Consider the following 13,247-nt stretch of genomic DNA (forward strand, 5'->3'; position numbering starts at 1 on the left):
GGAAGTGCACGCGGTGCGGCGTTGGCTGTCGCCGCGGCGGCCATCCGCACACGCGGTGCGCCGGTGCCTATGGGAGTCGCCGGCCGGTTGGCGGTGGGTACGGGGGGCACAGCAGGGTCTCCAAACAGGGTGCGGGGCGGTGGAACTGTGCGGGCGGGGGTCACCGTTACGGCGGACTGGCCTGACGCGCCGGGTGCGGTGACCGCTGTGCGCGGCTGGTGCGGGTGTTGAGCATCAGATCGACGCCGTGGGGTAGGCGGCGGCGACCTGTTCGGCGAGCTCGGTGTGGCCGGCCGCTGCGAGTTCGGCGGCCAGGTCGACGATGGTGCAGCCGCGCAGGAGTGCCGCCTGGGCGGAGGCGACCAGCCAGCCCACCACCGGGTTGTTGTAGGGGACAGTCGCGGCCTTGCCCTCCGAGGTGGGGACCGGCCCGGCGGGTGAGGGCTGGTAGAGGGTGCCGCAGTAGCCGTACTCCGGGTCGGGGTCGGCGACGCGCACGGCAACCCAGCCATCCGCCAGGTGGCCGCAGGCCAGGACCGACCAAGCCGCCCCGTCCAGGGACAGCGGGGGATGGAGGGTCACCGCGCCCTCCGGCCAGCTGGCGGGTGTCTCCTCCGCACCCCGAACGTCACGCAGGAGGAAGAGGACGCCCTTGTCCGTCCAGTCGGCCTCGGTGAAAAACACCTGGCAACGCAAGTCGTCCATCGCGGCGGCCTGGCGCTCCGGGTGGGCGTGCCGGTACCGCGGCGCGCCCGCCGGGCACACGCTGACCCGCTCCCACAGGACGTCGCGATGGTCGCGGTCCTCCTCGACCTCGTCGGCGTAGCCGATCCCGACCACCGCGAGGCCGTGCCGAACGTAGACGACGGGTGGCTTCTCGTACTCCTCGCCACGACGGATCGTCAGGTACGGAACGGGCGCCTCGGCCGGTGACAGCGGTGCGGGCCCCATCAGGCCACCTCCGCGAGGACCGGGTCCGTACCGAGCCGGGCCAGGGCGCCCAACCGGGACACCGGCCTCTCCGCACGGCCGATGCCGATCCGGGTCGGAACCTGCAGCCCGGTGCTGCTGCGCCGGTGCAGCAGCCGGGCCCGGGCCTCCGGGGCCTGTCCGGCGCCGCAGGTGGTGGGACGGCCGGCGGAACCGCCGGGGCGCGGCAGCAGGGTGAGCCCGCACATCCGCAGCTGGGCCGCGCAGTGGGCGGCAGCATCGAGCAGGAACAGCCGTTCGGCGTCCCCGGTGCCAGGTAACGGTGCCTCCAGGAGGAGTTGGACGGGCAGTCCGGCGTCGACCGCTGACCGAATGCCAGTCAGCGACTGCTGAAAGGTCGCTTGGTGCGGCGAGGCCAGCTTGTCGTGTTCGCACTCGGTGGGCGCGTGAAGTTGCACCCGCAGGGCGTGCACGACGCCGACCAGGTCCTCGGCCAGCCTCGGCAGGCCGGGCCGGTTGGTCGTCACGGTCACCAGCAGGCCCGCCTCGTTCAACCGCCGGGCCGAACAGACCAGGGTGTCGTCCAGGCGGGTCGCCAGTAGGTTCACCGCGACGATGCCGGCCCGACTGAGCATGGGCAGCGCGCGAGGCGGATCGGTGAACAGCCCGCTGGAGCCGCGGACGGCGAGGACCGGTGCCGACTGCTCCTCGGGCCAGCCGGTGACCTGCTGCTGGTCCATGGCCACCCGGCCGGTGGGCAGCGGCTGCGGGCCCCGGTGGGCGGCGCCGGTCAGCGGGTCGAAGACCAGCGGCCGACTGCTGGCGGCGCCGGCGACGGCGAAGGCTCGGGTCTGCGTCACGCGGCGGCCCCCTGGTCGTGGCCGGCAGGTGGCGCGGCGGGGTGGACGACGACGATGTTGGGGGCGGTGCCCTTGCCGGCGCGGTCGGGCACGACCACAAGCACCAGCCACTGCTCGACGACGTTCGCGTAGCAGCGCCACGTCCCGTCGGCGCGCACCGTGGACTCCTGGAGCCGTCCTTGGAGGAAGACGCTGAGGAAGTCCGCGGCCTTGCCCTGGGGCACAGTGGCGGTGAGTAGCGTTTGGACGAAGCGCTTTCGGCTCCGCTCAGATCGGACAGCGGCGCGGGGAAGGGGATGGACCTCGGTGCGGCTGCCGTCCCCGTACCGGCAGAACGTGAACGCCGGGCCGGCGACGTCGGCCGCTTGGGCGGTCGTCCAGCGGGTGTCGGCGGAGGCCAGGAGTGCCACGGGCGTCCGGGACGCGTCCGCGATGACCTGGGCCTGGGCGGCGCCGGGAAGACTTCCGATGTTGTGGTGGAACGCGGTGGCGGTCATGCCGCACCCCCGGGCACCGGGGCATCCGCGAGCATCGCCTCGACCAGGTCGGCAGGCCGGGTGAGCAGGTCGGTCGGCGGCACGGACAGCCAGTACCGGCCCTGGGCGGCGCGGCCAGGACGCGGGCACCGCACGGAGTACGCCAAGTGGACCACGCCGTACAGGGCGAGGCCACGGGCAGCGCCCGGCTCGCACAGCAGTTCCAGGCAGTGCCGCGGGGTGGTGGCCAGCACCGGGCCGACCGGGGCGCCGGCCAGCAGCAACCGGGCGATGGCGGCGACGGCGACGGGCTCGAGCAGGCGCACCACCTCAAACCGGCCCGTGCCGTCGACCTCCGCGAGCCCGGTCGGGGTCGACCACGGGGTGGCGGTCGTCTCGGGGCCGACGAGCCAGGCTGCGAGCCGGTTGTGGTCGTCCGGACTGCCCTTGAGGGCAGCCCGTTGCTGCTCGGTGAGCCGGGGAGCGGTGGTCGGGGCGCGGGAGAAGCACCCCGGGGCGCGACCGGGAACGGTGGCCCTCACCAGGTCGCCCGCTCGTACACGGCGGGCACAACCGTGCCATCGGGGCCCAACTGGCCGCCGTCGTCGAAGACCAGCGTGCCGCTGGCCAACCGCCCCCAGCCTTGGGCGGGGACAAAGGAGACGAGCTCGTCCTCCTGGGTGTCGGACGTCGTGCCGGACGAGGGCGCTTCGGCGGGCATCACGGACTCCTTCGGGTGACAGGAATGAAGGGAAGCGGGGGCGGAGCGCGGTCACCTGCCCGGCCGCCACGTACGTACCGCACGCTCGGCGCGGGGCGGGCCCGCGCGTTCGGCTCCCGGCGGCGCGGGCGGGCGCAGCGCTGCGGCAACGGCGGCCAGCGGGGTGAACCCGACGCCTGGCCGGACCCGCCAGTACAGACCGTCCGAGGAGGTGGCGGTCAGCGGCGGGGCGTCGATCTGGGTGCCTGGCGGCATCATCCGCACCCGGGCGCGCGCGGCACTGCGTCGCGCAAGTGCTCTCCCGGTGGGAGCAGGAAATCGCCATAGCCGAACGCCGAGGTGATCACCGGCCCGCAGGCAGAGCCGATCGCGGCCAGCACCGTCTCCGCCTGCTCCTCGTTGCACCGCAGCACCTCGAAGTCGCGTCCGCAGTAGAGCCGGATCGTGTGGGCCGGCAGCCACACCGGTCGGGGCGGGAACGACGCCTGGGCCGCAACCGGCCCGCCACTGCTACCCATCGCCGCCTCCTACGGCTTTCGGGCGATCACGGCGTAGCCGCTCGCCCGGCGCCGTGTCCGCGGGTCGGTCAGGCTCAGGGACGGGAACCACTCCCCCACGGGGGCGACACCAGGACCGAGGAGTTCCCAGCCCTCCACCAGGCCAGCGACTTCCTCCCGGGTCCGCGCGGAGTAGGGCAGCCCTGCCGCCCGGTAGCCGTCGGCCTCGGCGCGGCCGGTCGGACTGTCCGCGCTGCGGTGACTGACTACAAGCCAGCTGCCGGAGGGAGCAGCCGCCTTGTAGCCGTCAAGCACCATCTGGGCGTCCGGGATCTCGTGGAGAACGTCGAAGAACAACAGCGCCACCGGCCGGTCCAAGCGGATCGGCACGCCGGACCAGCCAAGGACGCCGGGAGGGTCGGCAATGTCTGCCTCGTGATGCCGCACACGGACCGGACCTCCCGCCGAGCCGGCGAGCAGCGCCCGGGCGTGTGCCATCACCAGCGGGTCCATGTCGACGTGCACCACCGTGGCCCCCGGGACGGCCAGGTGGTGGAGCTCGTCAAGCGCCAGCCCGGACGCCCGGAGCAGCTGCGGCGGCAGCGGGAGGCCACACCCGAAGTCGACAAGCTGGTCGGCGCCGAGCCCGGAAAGGTGCGCGGTCGCGAGCGTGCGGAAGCGCTTGCGGGCCACGGCGCGCTGCTCCGCAGCCTGGTCAGTGTCCACGACCCGCTGTGCTGCCGTTCGGTCAGCGGGGAAGTGTGTCTTCCCTCCGAGCAGTACGTCTTCCACCCTTGCGGACTGCGCCAGGCTCAGGTCCAGCATCCGGCAGGGGTGCTCTCCCGAGTCCGGCAGCGGGGTACCCCAAGGTGCGCGGAATCGGGTGTCGGCCACCTCGCGCGACCGGGTGGGGAGCCTGGTCACGGGGCGGGGTGGCCCGGCGAGGCGGCGGGCAGTGCGGGTCATCGGGTTCTCCAGCGGTCGCGGACGGCGGGCGTAGGCTCGAAGCCGCGCGTCTTAGGACGTCGTGGTCGTCTTCGGGTTGAGGCGGACCGACAGATTGGCGGGGCCGTTGGAGATCAGGGAGTCCACCGGGTCCAAGCGGGCGCCGGTGAGCAGCGTGGCGTCCGGGAAGCGGTCGTAGAACTTCCGCAGCGCGGCTTCGGCCTCGAGTCGGGCCAATGGCGCTCCGAGGCAGAAGTGGACGCCGTGCCCGAACGCGAGGTGCTCCTTGTCGCCGCGCAGGGCGTCGAAGTCCGCGGCGTTGTCGCCGTGGGCACGGGGGTGGCGGCCGGCGGCCGCGTAGGAGGCGAGGATGGGCTCGCCCTTGCGGATGACGGTGCCGTCGGGCAGTTCGATGTCCTCGGTGGCGTAGCGCATCGGCAGGTGCGCTACGGGGGCGTTGTGGCGCAGGCTCTCCTCGACGACGTCGGCCCAGGTGGCCCGGCCGGCGTGTACGTGGGCGAGTTGGGCGGGGTCTGTGAGGAGGGCGGCGAGGGCGTTGCTGATGAGGTTGACGGTGGTCTCGTACCCGGCGGATATGACCAGCAGGAGGGTGTCGCGCAGTTCCTGCTCGGTCAGGGCGCTGCCGTCGCCTTCGGTGTCGCGGGCGTCGATGAGAAGGGTGGTCATGTCGTTGTCGGGAGTCTGGCGCTTGACGCGGATCAGCTCGTCGAGCATCGCGTACAGGGCCGCGGTGTTGGCCTGGGCCTGGGTGGTGGTGAGGGTGGTGTCGAAGACGCCGTCGACGGTTGTGCGGAAGTTCGCGGCCAGGGTGTCCGGCAGGCCCATGAGGTCGCCGATCACGCGGATGGGCAGCGGGTAGGCCAGGTGCTCGCGCAGGTCGACGGGCTGGCCGGCCGGGAGGGAGTGGAGGTGGTCGAGGATCGAGTCGGTGATGGCCTCGACGCGGGGTTTGAGGGCTTCGATGCGCCGGGCGGTGAAGGCGGCGCTGACCAGGCGGCGCAGGCGCCGGTGGTCGGAGCCGTGCGCGGTGAACATGTTCTTCACCGCGACCCACAGTGCGAGCGGCCAGTCGTCGATGGCCTTGGGCAGCTGGGGCCAGTGCTGGTGGGCGTCCTTGGAGACCCGCGGGTCGCGCAGGAGTTCCCTGAGGACGGCAGGGTCGGCGACCGCCCAGGCCTGGACGCCGAGGATGTCGACGGGGGTGGCGGCGGCGCGGTGCAACACGGCGCTCTCGGCGTCGCGGTCGCGCCCGGTCGGGTCGAGGACGAGCGGCTGGTTCACGTGCGGGCTCCTTCGGGTTGCCGGCTCCGGTCAGGCGGCCGGGGCGGGTACGGAGACGGGGACGTGCACGGGCAGGGCCGACAGGGCGCGGTGGAACGGGCCGGTCCGCCACACGAGGTGATCGGCGGGGACGGCCAGGGCCATCTCGGGCTGGGTGTAGAGGAGTTCGGAGATCGCCCGCTCGGCGATCACGCGGGCGGGGGTGCGGGCGGGGCAGGCATGCGGGCCGGCACTGAAGGCCAGGTGCGCGCGGGTGCCGGTCAGCGGGCCGCCGTCCATCTCCGGGTCGGCGTTGCACGCGGCGATGCCGATCACGACCGGCTGGTTCGCCGGCAGGAGGACCCCCGCGACCATGGTGGGCACGGGCGGGTAGGACAGGCAGTAGTTCGCCAGGGGCGGGTCAAGGCGCAGCGCCTCGTCGATCGCGTCGCGCACGCTCAGGCTCCCGCCGTGCACCTCGCGGGAGAAACGCTCATCGGTCAGCATCAGGCGCAGCGCGTTGCCGATCAGGTGGGTCTGCGGTTCGATGCCCGCGCCGTAGAGCGTGACGAGCTGGTGGACCATCTCCTCGTCGGTAAGAGCCGCGGGGTGGGCCAGGAGGCGGGAGGTGATGTCGTCACCGGCGCGGGCGCGCTTGGCCGCAACGAGGCCGAACAGCGCTACGGCGACCATCGAGCCGCCGCGCTCGGCGCCGTCACCGCTGTCGAACATCAGCGCCATACCGTGTGCGACCTGGGCCCCGGTCTCGGGCGGGCAGCCGAGGAGGCCGTTGAGGACGTCGAAGGCGACCGGGAGGGCGAAGTCCCGGATCAGGTCGGCGTGGCCGTGCGAGGCGAGTGCGGTGCTCAGCCGGCGTGCCACGTCGGCGGCCGCGCGGTTGAGCCTGTGCAGGTCGACCGCATCCAGGGCGGCGAGGTTCGCGGCGCGGTAGCGCTGGTGGACGGCCCCGGAGTTGCGCAGCGCGTTGGGGCGCCACTCCACCATCGGCAGGATCGGACTGCCGTGGGGGACGCTGCTCTGCCAGGCCCGGGGGTCGGCGGGGAAGCGGATCTGGTCGTGGAGGATCTCCCGTGCGGTCCGGTACCCGATCACGAGGGTGGCCGGCACGCCGGGAGCCAGGAGCACCGGCGCGAGCGAACCGAAACGCTCCCGCATCCACCGGTAGTGGCCGGCGGGGTCGGAGGCGAACTCGGCGGTGTAGAGGGGCACCGGGTCGGATCCGGCCCCTAATGGCCGGGGGACGGTTGCTGGAGCATCTGCGGTCGTCATGAACGGTCTCCCCGGGCGGTCAGGTGGGTCATGAGCGTGATCAGGGCGTGGACGGAGGAGCGGAAGTCGCGAGCGTCGCAGAACGTGAGGGGCGTCGGTGGGGCCAGATCCAGGGCCTCCCTGATCTCCTCGGCTGGGTGGTCCGGTGCCCCGTCGAAGCGGTTGACGGCAACAGCGAAGGGCAGTTGGCGTTCCTCCACCGTCGCCAGGATCTCGTCCGCGGCATCGAGACGGCGGGTGTCGACGAGGACCAGAGCGCCTTTCGCACCCTGGGCAAGGTCGTCCCACATCGCTGCGAAGCGCTTCTGACCGGGCGTGCCGAACAGGTAGAGGGCCGTGGATCCGAACGTGCGGCGTCCGAAGTCCAGCGCCACGGTGGTGGAGTGCTTGTGCGGCAGGCCAGCGAGGTCGTCCACGCCGATGCTGGCGGCGGTGATGGGTTCCTCAGTGTGCAGGGGCGCGATCTCGGAGACCCGGCTGACGAGGGTGGTCTTGCCCGCGCCGTAGTGCCCGCAGACGAGGAGTTTGACGGTGCTCGTCACGTGGGTGGGCAGGAGAGCGGGGGCGTTAGGCGACGAGCTTGTGGAGGCCACGGAGCACCTCCTCCAGCACGCTGGTGTCCGGGCGGTCGGCGGTGTGTACGGCGAGACAGCCGTGGTCGATGAGGTCCGATACGAGGATCCTGGTCACGGAGGGCGGGACTCCGATGTACGCGGCGATCTCGGCGACGGACATGGTGCCCTGTGTCCCGAACAGGGCCATGATCTGGCCGTGTTCGGGCCCGGGGTCGGGCATGGTCCCGCCTCCCGGTACGACGAGCGCGATGAGCGCGAGGCGCTGGGAGGCGCGCAGCCTACCGCCGGCCTTCACGTAGGGGCGCACCAGGCCCGGATCGGACCGCTTGTTCACTGTGGCACGCTGCCGGTGGCGTTGGAGCGCAGGTCGACGGACAGGTGTTCGCGCACCCGGGAGGCGACGCCCGCCATGCGGTGGGCGAGGACGGTGGGGTCGACTGCGCGTCCGGCGCGCACGCCCAGCACGGTGTTCGTCCCGGCGGCCATGCCGTACAGCCAGCCGTTGTCGAATTCCAGCACGCACTGGCGCACCCTGTTGGCTGCGTCTCCGTCGATGCTTGCGGCCTGCTTGGACACGGACATGACCGCGGAGAGGTTGGCGGCAGCCCTGTCGGCGCCGTCCTGGTCGATGTGGCCGGCGGCGGTGTGCACCAGCCCGTCCGTGGTCGCCACCACGGCGTAGCTCACGTCCGCGACCTCGGTGATGTCGGTCAGCAGCCAGCTGAGGTCGGGCTTCGCGGTGTGGTTCATCGGTCTCCTCCTGCGGGGTTGTTCGCGCTGGCTGTCATCCAGGCGGTGAGGTGATCGGTGCTCGGTGCGTGGTCGCTCAGACCAGAGCCGGCCGTCACGGCCGCGGCAGGTGCGCGGCGCTGGCGCCGCGCCAGGCCGCCCGCGGTCGGAACCCGTGCCGGTTCGGGCGCAGTCGTGGCCGGCGCGTCCGCGGGCGCGGCGGACGCGGGAGGGTTCACCACTCCGAACGGCAAATGCAGAACCGCCCGGGTGCCGCCGAAGTGGTTCGGCGCATGGACTGCGGCATGGAAGCCGTACTTCTGGCATAGGCGGGCAACGACGTGGAAGCCCAACTGCGGATTCGGCCCCAGGGCGCGGGGGTCGATCTGCAGGTGGGCGGCGAGGATGCGGTTGGCGCGCTCGACCTCCTCGTCGCTCATCCGCAGGCCGGCGTCGTCGACGAGTATCGACACCCCGTGCTGGCCGACCTGGAACGAGACGTCCACGAAGGCGGTGGGCGGCGAGAACCGCAGCGCATTGTCCAGCAGGTTGGCAAGCGCATGGACCGCGGGCTCCACCGCACGCCCCGCCACGACGAAGTCCATCGCCTGGATCCGAACCCGCTGGAACCCGACGACCTGGCCCTGGGCGCCGCGCACCACGTCGGTCAGGGGCTGCGCCGGCCAACTGCGCCCGGACGGGCCGCCGAACATGACCAGGTAGTTCTGCACGAGGCGCAGGACCTGCTGCACGCGGTGGTCGAGGACGCTGAGGGTCTCATAGACCCTCTCGCCCGTGTGGCGCTCCAGCGCCTCGCCGACGTGCTGGCTCACTCCGGCCGTCAGGCTCACCAGACCGGTGGCGACAGTGATCACCGCGGCCGCCGTGGTTTCCTCGGCCGCCGTCGCAGCAGCGCGTCCGGACTCGCTCTCCACTTCCCGAAGGGCGTCAGCGAACTCCTCCATCAGCCGTCCGAGCCAGTAGGTGAACTCGCTGCCAGCGATGGGGGGAGGGACCTCGAGATCGAGGATCGAGCCGCTGGAACTGCGCAACCGGTCGACCAGGGCCGGCATGCCCTGCTCCGCCAACTGCCGCAGGACTGCGTCCCGAGCCTCGGTGCCGTCCTTCAGTGACTGCATCTGGTCGGCCAGGGCCTGAGCAGCCCGTTCCCGTACGGCACGGTCGCGCTCGAGCGAGGCCACCCGCCCGCGGAGCCTGAGCGCCCACCCGCCGGCCACGCACAGCCCACCGCTGGAAATAGCCGCCGCGGTCACCGCGGCAGCGAGAGGGACGGTCATCACGGCCGCCCCCCGGAGAGGCGAGTGCCGTCGGGCCGCGCTGCGTGCGCACTGCTGCTGGAAGTCATGGTCATGCCTTCGGGTCGTGGGGGACGGGGCCAGTCGCCGGCGGTACTTCCGGCGCCGGTTCCGAGTCAGGGGCGAGCCTCGCTGTGAGGTCGCGCCGTGGGACCGGGGAAGCGCCATCGGGTTCCTGGCCGGGGCTCATCACGCTGCGGCTCCCTCGGAGGCGCAGGCCTTGACGAGCAAGGCCGCGTCCTCGAGCGAGGAGCTTCCCACCGCCCTGGCGATCAGGGCCGCCAGATGGGTGAGGTCCTCCTCGGGCGCGCCACCATTGCGGACGGTGGCCTCCAGGGCGGGCAGCAGCCTGATCTGCTCGGACAGGCCCGCGTTGGAGGCGATCGTCAGTGCGGCGGCGAGACCGTCCGCTCCGACGAGGAAACGGCCGGGCCATCCGCCCCGGTTCACGATCTCGACGAGCACCTGCACGGCGTTGCGGACCTCAGTGAGGTACACGAGGCGGGCGCCTTCGCTCCGATGCCGCAGGGCCATCTGGTCGGCGCGCTCAACCGCCCTCGCCAGCCGCACCAGCTGGTATCGCAGGGCGAACCCAGAGTCCAGGTTCGGCAGGTCCGTCTCGGCCGCCACCGGATGGACCCAGCCGGCCCTGGGTTCGACGGGGGGCAGCTCCAGGCGCGTCCCGCCGTCACAGGGCCGCTGGGCACGGTAGCTCGCCAGACCACTGTCGATGCGGCGCAGCCAAGCCGCCGTACCGCGAAGGCGGCCGCTCGCCGTGTGGCTCGGGCTGGTCATCGTCCCCTCCTGGTAGGTCGAGCAGTTGCGCATCGGCGATTCGGACAGTCAGAACGTGTGCGCAACAGCGCGTCTGACGACCAACAAGAATCGGATTCCGCCAACATGTGGCGTCCGAGCGGCCTATCGTCTTGACGGAGAGCAAACCGCCTGTCACAGGCCGTGGGTAGAGGGTTGCCTCCGCGAACCCCATAAACGTCATAAAAGATCGTTTGCGAGAGGAAGGGCCTCCGTTGGCGCTGCAGCGCAACACCCGGCTGGAGGGCCTCATCAAGGAGCTGCGCTGGTCGCAGAGCGGCCTCGCAGCAGCCGTACGTCAAGTCGCCGCCGAGATGGATGCTGGTGACTTCCTCACGATCACTCAGCCAGCCGTCTCGCACTGGGTTCGCGGTGGCACACCCAGTGGTGAGGGCCCGGATATCGTGTGCGAGGCGCTGACCCGCAAGGCGGGCCGCAGGGTCACCAGGGAAGACGCCGGCTTTCCTCCGCCGAAGGAGAGCACGCTCCAGACCCAGCCCGAGCAGGACAGCGACCCTCTGACCGTCCTCGCACACCTCAGGGAAGACATGCCCGGCACGATCGGCCGCCGCTCGATCCTCTACTCCGCGTTCGCCGCCACCGTGCCCGGCCAAGGCTGGTGGGACCGTCGCCGGGAACGGGCCCGGCAACGCGCGCCCCTCACCACCCTGACGGTCACCGCCGCGCACGTCGAAGCACTTCGGGACGCCGCCGCCTACCACTCGCGCCAAGACCAGCGTCTCGGAGGCCGAGCCGGCCGCGGCGCCCTGCGGTACTTCCTGAGCACCGACGTCGCCGCCTACCTGTCCGGCCGTCCCGCCAACGATGGCGTTCGCCTCGCTCTGCTCTCCGCCGCTGGCCACCTGGCCTACCTCGACGGCTGGACCTCGTTCGACGCCGGCGAACAGGGAGACGCTCAGCGCGGCTTCGGCCTGGCACTGACACTGGCCGCCGAAGCGGGCGACGCGGCGCTGGCCGGCCACATCCTGCGCGCGCAGGCCCACCAGGCGCTCGACCTCGGCCACCGAACGGCCGCGCTGCGCTACGCCGACGCCTCGGTCGACAGCTCCCGCTACTCCGCGGCCGTCCCCCGCGAGCGCGCCCTGCTCGGCGTCGTCCACGGCCGTGCGCTCGCCGCTGTCGGACGCAAGCAGGACGCGATGGCAGCACTGCGGCGCGCCGAACGCGACCTCGGTGCCGCCGACACCGCTCGTGACGAGCCGGACAGAGTGGCGTTCTTCGCGCAGGCCAGCCTCGCGCACGAGACCGGCCTGGCCCTGCGCGCCCTCGGCGACCTCAAAGGCGCCGAGGAGCAGCTCCAGCACAGCGCCCGCACCAGGGCAGCCTCCTCCGCCCGCACCCACGCGGTCACCCTCGGGCTCCTCGGCGGCGTTCAGGCGCAGCGGGGGCACATCGACGAGGCATGTGACACCTGGAATACCGCGCTCGAAGCGATGACCGGCATCCAGTCCGGTCGGACGCGTGACATTGTCCTGGGCATGCGCAGCGCCCTGTCGCCGATCCGAGCGCGCGGTGGCCATGTGGCGGCAGCGCTGGACGCCCGTGCCCGGGAAGTTCTCCACGCCATAGGCTGACGCGGGCAGGAAGTCGATCGCCCGGAGTTGTGGCCGCCACGTGGTCGCGTTCGCTGGGCTGGGGAGGAGACACACGTGAAGCTGACGCTCGAACAGGTCGCCGTAGTCGTCGGCGGCCACACCGAGGTCGCCGACGACTACCAGGGCGGCGTCGAGTCGATCATCCGCCTCAACGCGGACTACCCGCTGGAGACGCTCCAGGGCATCAAGGAGTTCTCCCACCTCCAGGTGCTCTGGCACTTCCACCGGGGCTCCGACGAGGACGTCCAGCTTCACGCGCGGCACCCGCGCGGTGACGATCGCTGGCCGGCCACCGGGACTTTCGTGCACCGGAACCACCGCAGGCCGAACCGCCTCGCGGTGTCGTTTCCACGGCTGCTGCGGGTCGACGGCCGCGACCTGCACGTCACCGATCTCGACGCCGTCGACGGCACTCCGGTGTACGACCTTGTGGTGCTGTTCGACGAGATGGGACCGCGCGGTGAGCGCCGTCAGCCTGCTTGGCCGGGTGAGATGCTGGTCAACTACTGGAGCCCTGCCGGCGAGCGACCTCGGTAGCGCACCGTGCCCGGGAACGGGATCGGGTCGTCGTCGGGATCCGCGGGTGGGGGTCGCGCTGGTCATCGTTTCTTCCACGGGATTGTCAGGTGGCCAAGGGCTGGGCACGCGGCTCAGCCAGCGATCGGGACGGATTCGCCGCGGACCGGGCCGGTGTCGGTTCCAGAAGTCCGCCAGAAGGCGCAGACCTGCTTGCCGCCGTCGCTGGTGGGCAGGACGTGCCACTCGTCGCAGTGGGCTGCCACCAGATGCAGTCCCCGGCCGCTGGTCGTGCGGAGGCTCGGCCTTCCGGGAACCGGCTTGCCCGGGTGCGGATCCTCGACGCTGAGGGCGAGGACTCCCGGCACGTGGCCGATCCGGAGGCAGATCTCGAAGTCGGTGGCGTGAGCGGGCTTGTGGCGCACCGCGTTGGTGACCAGCTCGCTCACGACCAACAGCACGCTCCCGAGGTCGACGATCGCGCCCAGACCCCAGGACCCGATGGCGTCGCGGGCGAAGCCCCGGGCCGCGCCGGCGGACCGGTCTTCGCCGGGCAGCCGCACCCTTGCCGTCCCCTCTCGCAGTCGGCGGCTGTCGGGGCGGGCGCGCCTCATCAGGACCTCAGCGGGCGATCCAGACGTGGAGGGAACCATGTCTTCCCCTTCGGGATGATGGCCGGGCG

18 protein-coding genes are annotated in these 13,247 nt (G+C 72.1%); 2 read left to right on the forward strand and 16 right to left on the reverse strand.

Annotated features, from left to right (window positions below):
- Nucleotides 1-234: 234 nt before the first annotated feature.
- The 15 genes from BOQ63_RS01095 to BOQ63_RS01165 all read right to left on the reverse strand — a co-directional run bounded on the left by BOQ63_RS01095 (nt 235) and on the right by BOQ63_RS01165 (nt 10,415).
- Nucleotides 235-951: a hypothetical protein gene (locus BOQ63_RS01095; protein WP_072653083.1), complete on the reverse strand. Its 717-nt coding sequence runs from the start codon at nt 949-951 to the stop codon at nt 235-237.
- On the reverse strand, nt 951-1,790 hold the full coding sequence (locus tag BOQ63_RS01100) for a hypothetical protein (protein ID WP_072653084.1): 840 nt from the start codon (nt 1,788-1,790) through the stop codon (nt 951-953). The genes BOQ63_RS01095 and BOQ63_RS01100 overlap by 1 nt, the downstream gene beginning before the upstream one ends.
- The gene (locus BOQ63_RS01105; protein WP_072653085.1) at nt 1,787-2,287 is read right to left on the reverse strand and encodes a hypothetical protein; all 501 of its coding nucleotides are present in this window, start codon (nt 2,285-2,287) and stop codon (nt 1,787-1,789) included. Before BOQ63_RS01105 ends, BOQ63_RS01100 begins: the two co-directional genes overlap by 4 nt.
- Entirely contained in the window at nt 2,284-2,808 is a 525-nt protein-coding gene (locus BOQ63_RS01110) for a hypothetical protein (RefSeq protein WP_072653086.1), read from the reverse strand. Before BOQ63_RS01110 ends, BOQ63_RS01105 begins: the two co-directional genes overlap by 4 nt.
- Nucleotides 2,805-2,987 carry a DUF5999 family protein gene (locus BOQ63_RS01115; RefSeq protein WP_072653087.1) on the reverse strand — a complete coding sequence of 61 codons (183 nt, stop codon included), beginning with the start codon at nt 2,985-2,987 and terminating at the stop codon, nt 2,805-2,807. The genes BOQ63_RS01110 and BOQ63_RS01115 overlap by 4 nt, the downstream gene beginning before the upstream one ends.
- A 51-nt stretch (nt 2,988-3,038) precedes the next feature.
- Entirely contained in the window at nt 3,039-3,242 is a 204-nt protein-coding gene (locus tag BOQ63_RS01120; RefSeq protein ID WP_143174579.1) for a hypothetical protein, read from the reverse strand.
- A complete protein-coding gene (locus tag BOQ63_RS01125; RefSeq protein ID WP_072653089.1) occupies nt 3,242-3,505 on the reverse strand; it encodes a hypothetical protein in 264 nt (87 codons plus the stop codon). The genes BOQ63_RS01120 and BOQ63_RS01125 overlap by 1 nt, the downstream gene beginning before the upstream one ends.
- Before the next feature lie 9 nt (nt 3,506-3,514).
- A complete protein-coding gene (locus BOQ63_RS01130; RefSeq protein ID WP_079183321.1) occupies nt 3,515-4,450 on the reverse strand; it encodes an SAM-dependent methyltransferase in 936 nt (311 codons plus the stop codon).
- Between the two features lie 51 nt (nt 4,451-4,501).
- Complete coding sequence (locus tag BOQ63_RS01135; RefSeq protein WP_072653091.1) at nt 4,502-5,731, reverse strand: cytochrome P450 family protein; 1,230 nt, start codon at nt 5,729-5,731, stop codon at nt 4,502-4,504.
- Between the two features lie 30 nt (nt 5,732-5,761).
- Nucleotides 5,762-7,000: a cytochrome P450 family protein gene (locus tag BOQ63_RS01140; RefSeq protein WP_072653092.1), complete on the reverse strand. Its 1,239-nt coding sequence runs from the start codon at nt 6,998-7,000 to the stop codon at nt 5,762-5,764.
- Nucleotides 6,997-7,593: a GTP-binding protein gene (locus BOQ63_RS01145; RefSeq protein ID WP_079183322.1), complete on the reverse strand. Its 597-nt coding sequence runs from the start codon at nt 7,591-7,593 to the stop codon at nt 6,997-6,999. The genes BOQ63_RS01140 and BOQ63_RS01145 overlap by 4 nt, the downstream gene beginning before the upstream one ends.
- The gene (locus BOQ63_RS01150) at nt 7,568-7,909 is read right to left on the reverse strand and encodes a DUF742 domain-containing protein (protein ID WP_072653093.1); all 342 of its coding nucleotides are present in this window, start codon (nt 7,907-7,909) and stop codon (nt 7,568-7,570) included. Before BOQ63_RS01150 ends, BOQ63_RS01145 begins: the two co-directional genes overlap by 26 nt.
- Nucleotides 7,906-8,325, reverse strand: coding sequence for a roadblock/LC7 domain-containing protein (locus BOQ63_RS01155; RefSeq protein ID WP_072653094.1), 420 nt, complete (start codon nt 8,323-8,325; stop codon nt 7,906-7,908). Before BOQ63_RS01155 ends, BOQ63_RS01150 begins: the two co-directional genes overlap by 4 nt.
- A complete protein-coding gene (locus BOQ63_RS01160) occupies nt 8,322-9,602 on the reverse strand; it encodes an ATP-binding protein (RefSeq protein ID WP_072653095.1) in 1,281 nt (426 codons plus the stop codon). The genes BOQ63_RS01155 and BOQ63_RS01160 overlap by 4 nt, the downstream gene beginning before the upstream one ends.
- A gap of 207 nt (nt 9,603-9,809) precedes the next feature.
- Nucleotides 9,810-10,415: a hypothetical protein gene (locus BOQ63_RS01165; RefSeq protein WP_072653096.1), complete on the reverse strand. Its 606-nt coding sequence runs from the start codon at nt 10,413-10,415 to the stop codon at nt 9,810-9,812.
- A gap of 233 nt (nt 10,416-10,648) precedes the next feature.
- Between BOQ63_RS01165 and BOQ63_RS01170 the strand changes: the two genes are divergently transcribed.
- Both BOQ63_RS01170 and BOQ63_RS01175 read left to right on the forward strand, forming a co-directional pair.
- Nucleotides 10,649-12,028 carry an NsdA family TPR-like regulatory protein gene (locus tag BOQ63_RS01170; protein ID WP_072653097.1) on the forward strand — a complete coding sequence of 460 codons (1,380 nt, stop codon included), beginning with the start codon at nt 10,649-10,651 and terminating at the stop codon, nt 12,026-12,028.
- Between the two features lie 75 nt (nt 12,029-12,103).
- Nucleotides 12,104-12,586 (forward strand): SAM-dependent methyltransferase, encoded by a 483-nt coding sequence (locus tag BOQ63_RS01175; protein ID WP_072653098.1) that lies wholly within the window; start codon nt 12,104-12,106, stop codon nt 12,584-12,586.
- Between the two features lie 113 nt (nt 12,587-12,699).
- Here BOQ63_RS01175 and BOQ63_RS01180 read toward each other — a convergent pair whose 3' ends face one another.
- Nucleotides 12,700-13,179 (reverse strand): ATP-binding protein, encoded by a 480-nt coding sequence (locus tag BOQ63_RS01180; protein ID WP_167395621.1) that lies wholly within the window; start codon nt 13,177-13,179, stop codon nt 12,700-12,702.
- Between the last annotated feature and the right edge of the window lie 68 nt (nt 13,180-13,247).

Origin of the sequence: Streptomyces viridifaciens (assembly GCF_001888885.2) — a bacterium.
GTDB lineage: Bacteria > Actinomycetota > Actinomycetes > Streptomycetales > Streptomycetaceae > Kitasatospora > Kitasatospora aureofaciens.

What these genes read in the sequence shown, in the direction of transcription:
- BOQ63_RS01115 (WP_072653087.1), bottom strand. Translation starts at nt 2,987, where the DNA reads ATGCCCGCCGAAGCGCCCTCGTCCGGCACGACGTCCGACACCCAGGAG.
- BOQ63_RS01120 (WP_143174579.1), bottom strand. Translation starts at nt 3,242, where the DNA reads ATGCCGCCAGGCACCCAGATCGACGCCCCGCCGCTGACCGCCACCTCC.
- BOQ63_RS01130 (WP_079183321.1), bottom strand. Translation starts at nt 4,450, where the DNA reads ATGACCCGCACTGCCCGCCGCCTCGCCGGGCCACCCCGCCCCGTGACC.
- BOQ63_RS01180 (WP_167395621.1), bottom strand. Translation starts at nt 13,179, where the DNA reads ATGAGGCGCGCCCGCCCCGACAGCCGCCGACTGCGAGAGGGGACGGCA.
- BOQ63_RS01105 (WP_072653085.1), bottom strand. Translation starts at nt 2,287, where the DNA reads ATGACCGCCACCGCGTTCCACCACAACATCGGAAGTCTTCCCGGCGCC.
- BOQ63_RS01160 (WP_072653095.1), bottom strand. Translation starts at nt 9,602, where the DNA reads ATGACCGTCCCTCTCGCTGCCGCGGTGACCGCGGCGGCTATTTCCAGC.
- BOQ63_RS01095 (WP_072653083.1), bottom strand. Translation starts at nt 951, where the DNA reads ATGGGGCCCGCACCGCTGTCACCGGCCGAGGCGCCCGTTCCGTACCTG.
- BOQ63_RS01125 (WP_072653089.1), bottom strand. Translation starts at nt 3,505, where the DNA reads ATGGGTAGCAGTGGCGGGCCGGTTGCGGCCCAGGCGTCGTTCCCGCCC.
- BOQ63_RS01140 (WP_072653092.1), bottom strand. Translation starts at nt 7,000, where the DNA reads ATGACGACCGCAGATGCTCCAGCAACCGTCCCCCGGCCATTAGGGGCC.
- BOQ63_RS01155 (WP_072653094.1), bottom strand. Translation starts at nt 8,325, where the DNA reads ATGAACCACACCGCGAAGCCCGACCTCAGCTGGCTGCTGACCGACATC.
- BOQ63_RS01165 (WP_072653096.1), bottom strand. Translation starts at nt 10,415, where the DNA reads ATGACCAGCCCGAGCCACACGGCGAGCGGCCGCCTTCGCGGTACGGCG.